This is a genomic window from Flavobacterium sp. GT3R68 (assembly GCF_007109225.1).
GTDB lineage: Bacteria > Bacteroidota > Bacteroidia > Flavobacteriales > Flavobacteriaceae > Flavobacterium.
In genome coordinates this window covers 201,771-216,185 of the sequence record NZ_VJZK01000004.1, presented here as the reverse complement: position 1 = coordinate 216,185, position 14,415 = coordinate 201,771, and the positions used below count along the sequence as shown (strand labels likewise).

Genomic DNA, 14,415 nt, shown 5'->3' with positions numbered 1-14,415 from the left:
CTTACAAAGCACCGAAAAATATTCGGTGCTTTTTTATTTCAATTCTTTAAAAGTAATACCTTTGCACTCTTTATTAATCAATAATTATGAGTGCGCACAGCCATCAAAAACTTCATAGCAAATTATCTGCTGCCGGGTTACTAATTACACTAGGAATTATTTACGGAGATATTGGAACCTCTCCTCTCTATGTAATGAAAGAAATCATTGGCGAGGGAATCATCAGTAAAGATTTAATTTTGGGCGGATTGTCCTGTATTTTCTGGACTTTAACTCTACAGACCACCTTAAAATATGTAATCATCACCCTTAGCGCGGATAACCATGGTGAAGGTGGTATTTTTGCCCTATACGCATTAGTAAAAAGAACCAAAATCCAGTGGTTGATAGTTCCCGCCATTATCGGAGGAAGTGCTTTGCTGGCCGACGGAATTATTACTCCTCCCATTTCAGTCTCCTCTGCAGTCGAAGGGCTTCGTATTTTTAAACCCGACATTCCAACTGTTCCCATCGTAATTGGAATCTTGTTCGTCCTTTTTATGATCCAGCAGTTTGGCACCAAGCTCGTAGGAAAGTTTTTTGCTCCTATGATGTTGGTGTGGTTTTCAATGTTGGGGGTATTGGGAATTATTCAATTGACCCAGAACCTTGAGGTTTTTAATGCTCTGAATCCTTATTACGCCTATCATTTATTGACTTCCAATGTATCCGGTCATGGATTTTTTGTATTGGGTGCTGTCTTTTTATGTACTACCGGAGCGGAAGCACTATATTCTGACATGGGACACTGCGGAAGAAAAAATATCCGAATCAGTTGGATTTTTGTGAAAATTACCTTAATTCTAAACTATTTCGGACAAGGCGCGTACCTGCTATTACATAACGGTAAGACACTCTCCGAATTAGGCCATTCAAATCCGAATCCGTTTTATTTAATGATGCCCGAGTGGTTCCAGCCTATTGGGATTGTTATTGCTACACTGGCAGCAGTAATTGCTTCTCAGGCTTTAATCAGCGGTTCCTTTACACTGATTAACGAAGCCGTTCGATTGAATTTCTGGCCAAAAATTAAAATTAATTTCCCAACCGATGTGAAAGGACAATTATACATTCCTTCCATAAACTGGCTGTTGTTCCTTGGATGCGTGGGTATCGTGCTTCACTTTGAAGAATCCAGTAATATGTCGCATGCCTATGGTTTGGCAATTATCCTTTGTATGATCATGACCACCATTCTTTTGAATTATTATTTGATAATGAAAAGGGTCAAATGGTATTTTATTGCGCCATTGATTTTAATTTACTTAACGATTGAATTTAGCTTTTTAGCGGCCAACATTACCAAATTCATGGATGGAGGTTATGTTACGTTATTTATTGCCATCTTCTTAATAGGCGTAATGTCAACTTGGTTTTTAGCAAAAAAAATTAGCAAGAATTACACTAAAATTGTAAAAATAGATACTTACAAAAAAGTATTGGCCGAATTAAGCGTGGATTTATCAATTCCAAAATATGCTACCCATTTGGTATATATGACCAACTCAAGCAGGACCGATGAAATTGAAGAAAAAGTAATGTATTCCATTCTTCAGAAAAGACCCAAAAGAGCCGATATCTATTGGTTTATTCACGTGAACATCCTGAATGAACCTTATAAAAAAGAATATAAAGTGTCCGAAGTCATTAAGGATGATATTTACCGTATTGATTTCTATCTGGGTTTCCGCGAACCTACTAAAATTAATCTGATGTTCAAGGAGGTAATCAAGGATATGGTGAAAAATGGCGAAGTAGATATTACCAGTCGCTATGAATCCTTAAATAAAAACAACATTCTTGGGGATTTCAAATTTGTACTATCTGCAAAATTCCTCTCTAATGACAGCGATTTAACCTTCTTCGAAAGCATTGTAATGAACACCTATTTCTTTATGAAGAGATTCAGCTTAACCGAACAAAATGGCTTCGGATTAGACAGCAGCTCTGTAAAAGTGGAACAATTCCCAATGGTTTTACATCCACCGGAAATTATTGACATGCGAAGAATCTATAGTCATAATCATACTAATAGTATTTAAATAACACCAATAAAAAAAGGTATTCTTTAGACTCAAAAGGTTTTAAAGAATACTTCTTTGTTTATAGCAAAAAGCTATACCTTTGCAAACTGATTTTTATAGAACAAATGAGATTACACAGAAATTTAGTTTACACGACAATCGATTCCCTGAATGCGATTTTCAATGAAGGAGAATATGCCGATAAAGTAGTTGCGAGAGCTTTAAAAAAGGACAAACGTTGGGGGAGCTCCGACCGTAAATTTGTTGCAGAAACCATCTACGAAGTTGTAAGATGGAAACGATTATATGCTGAAATTGCAGAAGTAAAAGAACCTTTCGACAGAGATAATTTATGGAGAATGTTCTCGGTATGGGCCGTATTACGAGGATATCCGATTCCGGACTGGAGACAATTGGAAGGAACACCGGAACGAAAAATTAAAGGCCGTTTCGACGAGCTTTCAAAAGTAAGAGCATTAAGAGAATCTATTCCGGACTGGATGGACGAACTTGGTGTTAAAGAGTTGGGAGAAAAAGTTTGGGCAACCGAAATCGCAGCGCAGAACCAACCTGCCAAGGTAATCCTTCGTGTGAATACTTTAAAGACTACAAAAGAACAACTTCGTGCCATTTTAATGGACCAGAATATCGAAACTGAATTTTTAAAAGATCAGCCGGACGCTTTGGTGCTGAAAGAGCGTGCCAATGTATTCCTGACAGATGCTTTTAAATCTGGATTTTTCGAAGTACAAGATGCCAATTCTCAATTGGTTGCCGCTTTCCTGGATGTAAAACCTGGAATGAGAGTAGTAGATACTTGTGCCGGTGCCGGGGGAAAAACATTGCATATCGCTTCCTTAATGGAAAATAAGGGCCAATTGATTGCGATGGATTTGTATGAAAGCAAACTAAAGCAATTGAAATTGAGAGCCAAAAGAAATGGGGCATTCAACATAGAATACCGAATAATTGATTCAACCAAAGTCATCAAAAAACTACATGAAAGAGCGGATCGTGTTTTGATTGATGCTCCATGCAGCGGTTTGGGAGTTTTAAAAAGAAATCCTGATGCCAAATGGAAATTACAACCTGAATTTATTGATAATATCCGTAAAGTTCAGGCGGAAGTTTTAGAAAATTATTCCAAAATTGTAAAGCCTGGAGGAAAATTAGTTTACGCTACTTGTTCGGTGTTACCTTCTGAAAATCAGGAACAAATTAAGCATTTCTTAACTACAGAAGCCGGAAAAAGCTTTAACTTTGTTAAGGATTCTAAGATTTTGGCCTCTGAATCCGGTTTTGATGGATTCTATATGGCTTTATTAGAGCGCAAAGAATAATACATTTTTTACAAATATATAAAAGCTCTCTAATAACATGGAGAGCTTTTTTAATTTACTATTAAGATTAAAATATACTTAATGCTGGCTTTCAATCAAATAAAAATCTTAAAACCAGTTTTATAAAAGAATATAACTTAAATTTGTTGCCCCAAAACTATATAATTTAATACCGTTAAAATGAAAAAAATCTACTTAATACTATTATTGCTTACAGTATCAGTGGCATCCGCTCAGGAAAACCATCGTAACATTACTGAAGCAACCGCTATTCCGGTTGGTTATTATAATGCTGCAACAGGAACAGGATATACTTTGAAAACCCAACTAAAAACCATTATTACGAATGGACATATCGACAGAGGATATGGTAGTGGAAGCAGTACGACAAACAATGGTTTATGGACTGCCTATGGAACAACTGACAGAGATTACTATTACGAAAATGACGGGACTATATTAGATATGTATTCTGAAAACCCAACTGGGGCCGATCCTTATAATTTTTCATACAATGGAAACCAATGCGGAACTTACGCTGTTGAAGGGGACTGTTACAACAGGGAACATATTATTCCACAATCCGTTTTCGCCTCTGCAAACCCAATGCACAATGATCCTCATTTTGTCCCTGCTACGGATGGGAAAGTAAATGGTTTAAGGTCTGATTTTCCACATGGTATGGTAGGAACAGCTTCCTCAACTACACTAAATGGTTCCAAATTAGGTAGTGCTTTGAATAGCGGATATTCTGCAGGATATGCCGGAACTGTGTTTGAACCTATAAATGCATTTAAAGGGGATATTGCCAGAATGTATTTGTATTTTGCAACACGATATGAAAGTACCGTTGCAGGATATTCTTATCCGATGTTTAATGGCAGCAGTAATCAGGTTTTTACCAATACTTTTTTGGAAATTTTGAAACACTGGCATCAGGATGATCCGGTAAGTCAAAGAGAAATTGATCGAAATAATGCCATTTATACCTTCCAGGGAAATAGAAATCCTTACATTGATCATCCGGAGTGGGTAACAACAGTTTGGGGCGCTCCATTGGCTACGACCTCTTTTGATGCTTTAGCTTCTGTTTCTGTGTATCCCAATCCATCAAAAAATCATAAAATTAATATCCAAACGGAAGTAATACTTGACACTATTCAGTTAATTACCGTGAATGGGCAAATTATTCAGGAAATCAAGAAGCCGGTTTCTCAAAATAACAACTATGTGATTGAAGATTTACCACAAGGTTTTTATATCCTGAAATTGACTTCAAATAATCAATCAACAATCAAAAAAGTAATTGTAAATTAATTTAAATTCTACTAATTGAAACCTCTCTATGAAAATAGAGAGGTTTTTTTTACATTTATAACAACTAAATTAACGAGGGGTATGGAACCATGCCAAAATTATATCGCAATAAATAAGGAATTATGGAATAAAAAAACGCCTATTCATTTTGAATCCGATTTTTATGACATCAAGGGTTTTATAAACGGTAATTGCTCCCTCAATGATATTGAATTGACATTATTGGGAGATATTTCAGGCAAAACCATATTGCACCTCCAATGTCATTATCATAGTATTTCCGAAGTTTTGAACAGTTTAACCAAAAATAATCTGGAGATCAATTCCTTGGACGAATTTGATTATTCACCATATTGCTGCTTTAATGAAACTATCGAGATAGCACCAAAAAAATACAGGATAAAACATCTGGACAATAAAATCCCGATGGTCTATACCATTGTGGCAACAAAAAAACACCAATAAAAGGATTTTAATCATTCATTGAAATCAAAAACTCTTCGTTGTTTCTGGTTTTCTTAAATCGATCGTTGATGAAATCCATTGCTTCGACAGGGTTCATATCAGAGAGATATTTTCTCATGATCCACATACGCTGCAATGTTTTCTCATCCAATAACATATCATCTCTACGCGTACTTGAAGAAGTCAAGTCAATAGCCGGGAAGATACGTTTGTTGGCAATTTTTCTATCCAATTGTAATTCCATATTTCCGGTACCTTTAAATTCCTCGAAAATAACCTCGTCCATTTTAGAACCGGTTTCCGTCAAGGCGGTTGCAATGATACTTAAAGAACCACCATTTTCCACATTTCTGGCAGCTCCAAAGAAACGTTTTGGTTTTTGCAGGGCATTCGCATCTACTCCACCACTTAAAACTTTTCCTGAGGCTGGTTGGACTGTATTGTAAGCTCTCGCCAAACGCGTAATTGAATCCAAAAGAATAACCACATCATGACCACATTCTACCAAACGCTTCGCTTTTTCCAAAACGATATTGGCAATTTTTACGTGTTCCTGCGGTTCCCTGTCAAATGTGGAAGCAATTACTTCACCACGAACGCTACGCTGCATATCGGTTACCTCCTCAGGACGTTCGTCTATCAGCAATACAATTAAATATACTTCAGGATGATTCGCAGCAATGGCATTGGCAATGTCTTTTAACAACATGGTTTTACCTGTTTTCGGCTGTGCCACAATCATACCACGCTGTCCCTTACCTATCGGTGAAAACAAATCAATAATTCGGGTAGAAATAGTGCTTTGTTTTTCGGCCAATTTGAATTTTTCAGATGGGAAAACTGGTGTCAGGTGTTCAAAAGAAACCCGATCACGAACTACCTGCGGATCGTGCCCGTTTATTTTTAATACGCGTACCAAAGGGAAGAATTTTTCGCCTTCTTTCGGAGGACGGACCACACCTTTTACAGTATCCCCTGTTTTTAACCCAAACAGTCTGATTTGTGAAGTCGATAAATAAATATCATCCGGTGAGGCCAGGTAATTATAATCTGATGAACGAAGAAATCCGTAACCATCAGGCATCATTTCCAATACCCCTTCACTTTCTATAATACCGTCAAATTCAAAATCAGAATCCCTGAAATTGCTTTTTTTTCCTTTAAAATTTGGATTTTGGTTCCCGTTCGGGTTTTGGTTCCCATTCGCATTCTGATTCCCGCTTTGGTTAGGATTCTGGTTCGGGTTCTGCTTTTGGTTTGGGTTTGGTTTTGGGTGCTGTGGTTTGGGAAGTATTTGTTCGTCTGAAACCTGATTCTGGGTCTTCGGTTCCGATTCATTCGGACTCTCTTCGGTGACGATTGAACCTTCCTTAATAGTATTATTTTTATCGAAATTTGATTTTTTGAATTTAATCAGCTTTCGTTCCTTATTTTCAGGAACAATTAATGCTTCTTTTGCAACCGCTGCATCATCTATTTCTTTCGTATGCTCCACTAACGGTTTTTCATTCGTCAAAACTCTTTCTTCACGTATAAGTTCTTCTTCAGAAAATAAAGGCTGAATCGTATTTTTCTGAATTACCAGTTTTTTTTCCGATGGCATTCGTACTCTTTTTATTTTTTCCTCTTTTGTATCAGCAGTTGGAGCGGATACCACATCAGGATTAGCCGCCTGAAAATCTAATATCTGGTAGATTAGCGTTTCCTTTTTTACACCATTAAATTTTATGGTTTTAGCTGCTTTAGCTATTTCTTGAAGCTCGGAAAGCTTCATTTCTTTTAACACAGAAATATCAAACATGAATGTTATTTGAATTTAATTGATTTTGGAAAAATAATAAATGTGGTAGGGTGTTTTATATTCTTGAATTCCCCGAAGAATGAAGTACTTACGGGTTTGTAATGCAATATTACGAATAAAAATTAATGATACAATAGTATTTATAAAAAAGAAAATATATTTTTGTCAAAGAAAACAGATCAAATGATTCAGAGAATTCAAACTATTTATTTAATTCTGGCCTTAGTAGTCACCGGGGTTCTGCCGTATTGTTTCCCGTTGTGGGAAATGGCCGACGGTACGGCTGTCTATTTCATGACCAACATGCTTTTCACCATATTATTTGGTTTAAGCACCATGCTTTCTGTGATGAGCATATTGTTTTACAAAAAAAGACAACATCAGTTTGTACTTAACAGACTGAATATCATATTGAATTTAATTTTATTAGGATTGTTTATATATCGCTCGCTAAACTTATCTGGAGAGACAAATCTTGTTTCTGAGAAAGGTATTGGGATGTTTCTACCGATTGTTGCTATCGTTTTTTTGGTTTTGGCCAATAAAGCCATCAAGAAGGATGATGATCTCGTAAAATCTGTGGACCGATTGAGATAAACCTATAAACTTAGTTTATTAGTGCGAGGAAAATCCGGATCTTAATTGATTCGGATTTTTTTATTTTAACACTGCAACTGAAAAATATATAATAAAAGTGGAATCATTATAGGAATATTCAATGAATTTAATAACTTCGCGGCTACAATTTTACAATATGAAAACAAAGTTCATTTGCTCACTGCTAACTGCCTTTATTTTAACAAGTTGTAGCAACGATAGGGCAAATCAAGAAAATTTAGATAATAACTTATCAGCTTCAAATTCATCGCTCCAAAGAGTAGATGAGGAGGATGCTTTAGAAGCGCCTTTCCGCTCTTGTTATTATAAATCCCTCGATGCAGACACCTATATTGTTTTTTTTGAGATTCCGGTAAACTATCATTATACGGTATCCGAATTCGAAGGTGTATATTTTATCAAATTGACAGCCGCCAATACAAACAATCATGCGCATTATGTTACCCGAATGGAAAAATTTACCGCTATTAAAGGCATTATAAATGTCACTTTTAAAGTTAATGGAGTAATTATTAAAAAACCAAAAGTGGTGATTAATACTTATTAAAATTCCACAATTCTGATATAAATATTGCAATCCGATTCATTTGAATCGGATTTTTTTATTTTGGTATACCCCTAAATTTAGGGATATAAAAATCACTATATTTAGGGATATCATTATATGAAAATTATATTAAATTTGAGAAAACATATTTTAAAAAATGCCACAAAAAATAAAGATATATCTTGCTGATGACCATCAGGTACTTATAGATGGGATGAAGGCAGTACTCAATACCAATCCTAATTTTATTTTTGTGGGATTTTCTCTTAATGGGAAGAATCTAATCGCTGATGTTACAAAAAGCGGAGCCGATATTCTTATTATGGATATTAATATGCCTGAAAAAGATGGTCTGGAAGTGATGAAGGATTTATCGGGAACAGCATTTCCATTTAAAGTTATTATTTTATCCAGCTATGATGAATTAAAATTGATTAAAGAAGTAATGAACCTTGGTGCCAGCGGTTACCTTACCAAGCAATGTGCCGGGGAAAATATCGTCGAAGCCATCCAGGTTGTCATTAATGGGGAGGAATACTTCTGTCAGACTGTCCGTGAAAAAATATTTAATTCCTTTGCACAGAAAAACCCAAAAATAAATACCGCAGAATCAAAAACCCATCTGGCGTTGACAGAACGCGAACTGGAAATACTTAAATTGATTTCGTTGGAATACAGTGGGAAAGAAATTAGTGAAGAACTGTTTATCAGTACGCATACTGTTGAAAGCCACCGAAAAAATTTAATTAAAAAACTAAATGTCAAAAACACCATTGGCTTAGTAAAATATGCGGTCCTCAATAACCTTATTAACCCTTAAACCTATAACCTATGCCACAAGAACTACTTGGCGATTACGCTGTAAAAAAAGACCCTACTGTCGATTTTATATTGACATTTAAAATCCCGGACAATTGTAACTACAGTACTTCTGTAGATAATGGGGTTAATATTGTCACCATTAAGCTCGATGAAGGCGAAAAAGATCCCTCACCGATTTATGTAAGATATGATATGGACTACAGCATGACTAATGGTCTGCTTACCATTCAATTTGAACAACAGGATATAACTGATACAACAACTGTGATATATGTTAAAAAGCCGAAAGTAATAGTGACTGATTTATAATTGAGATTCAACCCTCGCTATTTTTTTGCATTGAAATACGACCTTAAAATTTATCTACTTCTATTACTGTTATTTAATGGTTTCTGTTTCGGATTTTATCAAAATCCGAAATCAGATTCCATAGCATTGTATGTTGAAAAAAACCACTATAACAAAGCTTTGCTATTCGCCAACAAAACCATTGCATCCAGTCTTAAAAATAAAAATCACCAAAAATATTATGATACCAGTATTGCAAAATCTGCAATCTACTTCAAACTCCATGAAAATGACAAAGCATTTAAAGTGTTATTCGATGCTTTGTTTATTGCGGAAAAGCAAAAGCTGGCATCTTATAAAATTGAAATTTTATTAAAAATAGCATGGAGTTATTCTGCTGTTTTAGAAAACAATGACACTGCAAGAAAATATACTTCTATTGGCAGAAAATTAGCTGTTTTAAATAATGACGTTAATGCACAAGTAAGTTTCGACCGTCTTTCATTTAAAATTCATTCAGCCACAAATTCAGACAGTGCTTTTTATTATCTGAAAGCATTAGAGAAGAACATTAAAAAGATAAAAACCAATAAGCTATTCTGCGAACTCCAGAATAACTATTTTGTATATTACACCTTGGTAAGCAAACCTTATCTGGCCAAAAAACATCTGGACAGTTCGTATTTCTACGCAAAAAAATTAACGAAAAAAGAATTAGCAACTGCTTACGGCAACTTAGGATACCATTATTTGACCGTCGAAAAAAATTATAAAAAAGGAGAACAGCATTATTTAAAGCAATTACAATTATATCCGAACGATACAACGTCTAATGCAGTTACAGATTCTTACCTGAATTTATCGTACGCTTACGAGCAATTAGAAGATTATAAAAATGCAAATATTTATCTTAACAAATATATCAATGGCACCGAAGCCAGGTACAACCAGGAGCTGAACAACAATATCAAGGATATTGAAACCAAATACAGTATTGAAAAAGTAGAAAATCAATACAAGGCAAAACAGCAATTATTGGAAGACAAACAATCTAAAAAGACTAAAATCTTTTTTATTTTCATCGCAGTTTTGGTGCTTTTTATTATCCTGTTTTACTTTTTTTATCAGAATACCAAACTGAAACAAAAAAATAAACTCCAGGATATAGAAAGTCATATTCAGCAGAATATAATTAATGCCACGATTGATGGACAGGAAAATGAACGTAAAAAAATAGCCAGTGTATTGCACGATAATATAAGCGCATTACTTTCCTCTGCCGGCCTGCAATTGTCAGCTTTTGTTGCAACTCATCCTAATCCTTATGAAGAAATATCTAAAACCCGAAGCATTCTAAAAGAAGCGCATGATAAAGTCCGTGGATTATCCCACGAGCTCCTCCCTACCCTTTTGGCAAAATTCGGATTGTTTTATGCGTTGCAGGATTTATGCGAAAAGAATTCCAATTCCCTGATCAAGTTTGAATACGTTAGTAAAGTGCCGCACAGCAAACGTTTCCAGGAAGATTTCGAAATGAAAATCTATTTCATCGTAACCGAACTTTTAAACAATGTATTAAAACACAGTAAAGCCAGTAAAGCCAAACTGTTTATACATGTGCCATCGAATGAGCTAATTATCCAAATAGAAGACAACGGAATCGGTTTTGATGACAAATCGATATCCAGTGAGGGTTTTGGATTAACCCAAATACGGGCGAGAATTTCAAGCATGAAAGGAACATTACAAATTAATTCCAAACCGGAAAGCGGTACAACTATTACTATCAAATTACCTATTCAGGAATAAATCAAACTCGTTTTTCTATCTCGATGATTTCCAAATCCTTTATTTTATCACCGTCAATAGCAAACCGCAGCATCGTCCGGACATCATGAAAGCCGCTTTTGCCGGCAGCTCCGGGGTTCATATGCAGTAAATTCAGCTTCTTGTCAAACATCACTTTCAGGATGTGTGAATGCCCGCAAATAAAGAGTTTTGGAGGATTCGCAGTTAGTTCTGCCCTTATATTAGGATTGTATTTCCCCGGATAGCCGCCGATATGCGTAATCCAGACATCTACATCTTCACACATAAACCGATTGTGCAATGGAAATTCCAACCGCGCCTTATCATCATCAATATTGCCATAAACAGCCCGCAGCGGTTTCCATTTTTTTAGCGTATCAGTTACTGCCAAATCCCCAATATCACCGGCATGCCAGACTTCATCGGCCTGCTGCACATATTTTAAAATCGTATCATCCATATGACTGTGTGTATCAGAAAGCAGTAAAATTTTCTTCAAAATAGTGTTTTTTTAGGAGCTGTTTCCGGCTATCCGCTATATCCACGCCAAAAAAGCGTGGGATACCGCTGCTATCCGGGCTAGGAATTTGCGTAAAATTAAACAATCCGATTCCATTATCAAATTAACATTTTGTTACAATACCAAAATAAAAAAAATCATACATTAATAAGTATCTTTGTACCTTTAAAAAGAACAGGAACCCACTTGAGATACTTTGTAAAACTGGCCTATAACGGAACCCACTACCACGGATGGCAATACCAACCGAATGCTGCGTCTGTACAGGAAACGATGAACAAAGCCTTTTCGATATTGCTCAATGCACCGGTCGAACTGATGGGTGCAGGAAGAACCGATACCGGAGTTCATGCCCGGGAAATGTTCGCTCATTTTGATTTCGGGAATTCTTTTGACATTCCAAATATGATACACAAACTCAATTCGTTCCTTCCTAAAGACATCAGTATTTTCGATATTATTCCGGTTCACCCAGAGGCGCACGCGCGTTTTGATGCCTCCAAAAGAACCTATGAATACCATATCAATACCTTCAAAGATGTTTTTTATCAGGACGGAAGCTGGTACTATCACCAGCCGTTGGATATGGATTTGATGAATCAGGCGGCCGAAAAATTGTTGAAGTATACCGATTTTCAATGTTTCTCAAAAGTCAACACCGATGTCAATACCTTCAATTGTGCAGTTACTGAAGCCTACTGGAAACAAATGGACAATCAGCTTATTTTTACAATATCTGCCGACCGGTTTCTCCGAAATATGGTACGAGCCATTGTAGGGACTTTGGTGAATGTCGGTTTGCACAAAATTGACCTAAAGGGATTCGTACAGATCATTGAAAGCAAGGATCGCAACAAAGCTGGATTTTCAGTGCCCGCGCACGGATTGTATCTGACAAAAATTGATTATAAATACATACCAAAATAGCCCTGGTAGCAGCGAAAATCCTTTTTTGTTTTTTCTTTAAAAACAAAAAATATTGTAGCGAATAACAGGAAACAGCTCCAAATAAAATGAAAGCAAAAGCATTCGACAGTCATTTATTCAAGAGGATTCTCCAATATACCAAACCCTATCAATGGCGGTTTAATGGTGTGATTCTTTTTGCAGTATCGTTATCGGTTTTTGCGGCCCTTCGCCCCTATTTATTAAAACATACCGTGGATGGTTATATCCAGACGCACGATGCGAATGGGTTGCTGTTTTATATATCGTTAATGGGAATCGTCCTTTTATGTGAGGTTTTTTCGCAATTTTACTTTGTGTATTGGGCCAACTGGCTCGGTCAGGACATTGTTAAAGACATCCGTATCAAATTGTTCCGCCACATGCTGAGTTTCCGAATGAAATATTTTGACAATGCCCCGGTAGGACAATTGGTGACACGCTCCGTTTCGGATATTGAAGCGATTGCTAAAATTTTCAGTCAGGGATTGTTCATGATCATCAGTGATATGATGAAAATGGTCGTTGTTATGGGTTTTATGTTCTACATGAACTGGAAACTGACCTGGATTGTAATTATTGCGATGCCTATTTTAGTGTACATCACACGGATTTTCCAAAAGAAAATGCAGCTTGCCTTTGAAGAAGTGCGTACCCAAATTGCCAACATGAATACCTTTGTCCAGGAGCGCGTGACCGGAATGAAAATTGTACAATTGTTTACCCGGGAAGACATTGAGGCCGAAAAATTTAAGGACATCAATGACAAACACAACAAAGCCTGGATCAAAACGATCCTGTATAACTCCATCTTCTTCCCTATTGCCGACATTATTTCATCATTTACTCTAGGATTTATAGTATTGTATGGTGGATTTCATATTTTGGATGGTGATAGTACCACGACCTTTGGGGATTTATTCTCGTATACGATGTTTATAGGAATGTTGTTCAATCCGTTGCGTCAGATTGCGGATAAATTCAATGAGATGCAAATGGGAATGATTGCTGCCAATCGTGTTTTTGACATTTTGGACACACAAAACCAGATTCAGGATAAAGGTATTTTTGAAGCGCCGCTTTTCGAAGGAAACATTCAATTTAAGGATGTTCATTTTGGGTATATCGCTGAAGAATTTGTGATAAAGGGAATCGATCTGGATGTTAAGGCTGGTGAAACGATAGCTATCGTCGGTGCGACCGGCGCGGGAAAATCAACTATTATCAATTTATTGAACCGTTTTTATGAAATCAACAGCGGAACCATCTTCATTGACGACAAAAATATACTTGACTATACGTTAGACTCGCTTCGCAAACAGATTGCCGTGGTTTTACAGGATGTTTTCCTTTTTGCAGACACGATTCTGAACAATATTACACTCAATAATCCGCAAATTTCACGCGAAGATGTAATCCTTGCAGCCAAAAAAATAGGCGTTCACGAGTTTATCATGAGTCTGCCGCATGGGTATGACTATAATGTAAAAGAACGTGGTGTAATGCTATCTTCAGGCCAACGACAATTGATTGCCTTTCTTCGGGCGTATGTGAGCAATCCGAGCATCCTGATTTTGGACGAAGCAACATCATCGATCGATTCCTATTCTGAAGAATTAATCCAGCGCGCCACCGAAACCATTACGCAGGGACGGACTTCAATTGTCATAGCACACCGATTGGCAACTGTAATTAATGCTGATAAAATTGTGGTAATGGACAAAGGACTGATTGTCGAACAAGGCACGCATCAGGAATTACTGAACCGCGAGGAAGGGTTTTACAAAAACTTGTATTACTCCCAGTTTTTGGTCGAAAACAATTCCTAGTTTGGATTTCACAATTGAATAAATATTCTTAATTTCGCTAACTGAACTAAA

13 protein-coding genes are annotated in these 14,415 nt (G+C 36.4%); 11 read left to right on the top strand and 2 right to left on the bottom strand.

Features of this window, described 5'->3' with window-relative positions:
- The first annotated feature begins 86 nt into the window (after nt 1-86).
- The 4 genes from FNW07_RS09595 to FNW07_RS09580 all read left to right on the top strand — a co-directional run bounded on the left by FNW07_RS09595 (nt 87) and on the right by FNW07_RS09580 (nt 5,185).
- Nucleotides 87-2,081: a KUP/HAK/KT family potassium transporter gene (locus tag FNW07_RS09595; RefSeq protein WP_126742624.1), complete on the top strand. Its 1,995-nt coding sequence runs from the start codon at nt 87-89 to the stop codon at nt 2,079-2,081.
- Between the two features lie 107 nt (nt 2,082-2,188).
- Entirely contained in the window at nt 2,189-3,403 is a 1,215-nt protein-coding gene (locus FNW07_RS09590) for an RsmB/NOP family class I SAM-dependent RNA methyltransferase (protein WP_126742625.1), read from the top strand.
- 180 nt (nt 3,404-3,583) lie between these two features.
- Nucleotides 3,584-4,720 (top strand): endonuclease, encoded by a 1,137-nt coding sequence (locus FNW07_RS09585; protein WP_126742626.1) that lies wholly within the window; start codon nt 3,584-3,586, stop codon nt 4,718-4,720.
- Between the two features lie 81 nt (nt 4,721-4,801).
- Nucleotides 4,802-5,185 (top strand): hypothetical protein, encoded by a 384-nt coding sequence (locus FNW07_RS09580; protein WP_126742627.1) that lies wholly within the window; start codon nt 4,802-4,804, stop codon nt 5,183-5,185.
- A 7-nt stretch (nt 5,186-5,192) separates the two neighbouring features.
- On the opposite strand, the gene rho is transcribed toward FNW07_RS09580, so the two are convergent.
- A complete protein-coding gene (rho, locus tag FNW07_RS09575; RefSeq protein ID WP_126742628.1) occupies nt 5,193-6,986 on the bottom strand; it encodes a transcription termination factor Rho in 1,794 nt (597 codons plus the stop codon).
- 183 nt (nt 6,987-7,169) lie between these two features.
- On the opposite strand from rho, the gene FNW07_RS09570 reads away from it, so the two are divergent.
- From FNW07_RS09570 to FNW07_RS09550, 5 genes are all read left to right on the top strand, one after another.
- A complete protein-coding gene (locus FNW07_RS09570; RefSeq protein ID WP_126742629.1) occupies nt 7,170-7,583 on the top strand; it encodes a DUF4293 domain-containing protein in 414 nt (137 codons plus the stop codon).
- 157 nt (nt 7,584-7,740) lie between these two features.
- Nucleotides 7,741-8,151, top strand: a complete 411-nt coding sequence (locus FNW07_RS09565) for a hypothetical protein (RefSeq protein WP_126742630.1) — start codon at nt 7,741-7,743, stop codon at nt 8,149-8,151.
- Between the two features lie 157 nt (nt 8,152-8,308).
- The gene (locus tag FNW07_RS09560) at nt 8,309-8,971 is read left to right on the top strand and encodes a response regulator transcription factor (protein WP_126742631.1); all 663 of its coding nucleotides are present in this window, start codon (nt 8,309-8,311) and stop codon (nt 8,969-8,971) included.
- Between the two features lie 11 nt (nt 8,972-8,982).
- Nucleotides 8,983-9,282, top strand: a complete 300-nt coding sequence (locus FNW07_RS09555; protein WP_126742632.1) for a hypothetical protein — start codon at nt 8,983-8,985, stop codon at nt 9,280-9,282.
- Nucleotides 9,283-11,070, top strand: coding sequence for a sensor histidine kinase (locus FNW07_RS09550; RefSeq protein ID WP_255512741.1), 1,788 nt, complete (start codon nt 9,283-9,285; stop codon nt 11,068-11,070).
- 1 nt (nt 11,071) lies between these two features.
- On the opposite strand, the gene FNW07_RS09545 is transcribed toward FNW07_RS09550, so the two are convergent.
- A complete protein-coding gene (locus FNW07_RS09545) occupies nt 11,072-11,569 on the bottom strand; it encodes a metallophosphoesterase (RefSeq protein ID WP_126742633.1) in 498 nt (165 codons plus the stop codon).
- 207 nt (nt 11,570-11,776) lie between these two features.
- Between FNW07_RS09545 and truA the strand changes: the two genes are divergently transcribed.
- Complete coding sequence (truA, locus tag FNW07_RS09540; protein WP_126742634.1) at nt 11,777-12,517, top strand: tRNA pseudouridine(38-40) synthase TruA; 741 nt, start codon at nt 11,777-11,779, stop codon at nt 12,515-12,517.
- An 86-nt stretch (nt 12,518-12,603) separates the two neighbouring features.
- Nucleotides 12,604-14,364 carry an ABC transporter ATP-binding protein gene (locus FNW07_RS09535; protein ID WP_126742635.1) on the top strand — a complete coding sequence of 587 codons (1,761 nt, stop codon included), beginning with the start codon at nt 12,604-12,606 and terminating at the stop codon, nt 14,362-14,364.
- Nucleotides 14,365-14,415 lie beyond the last annotated feature (51 nt).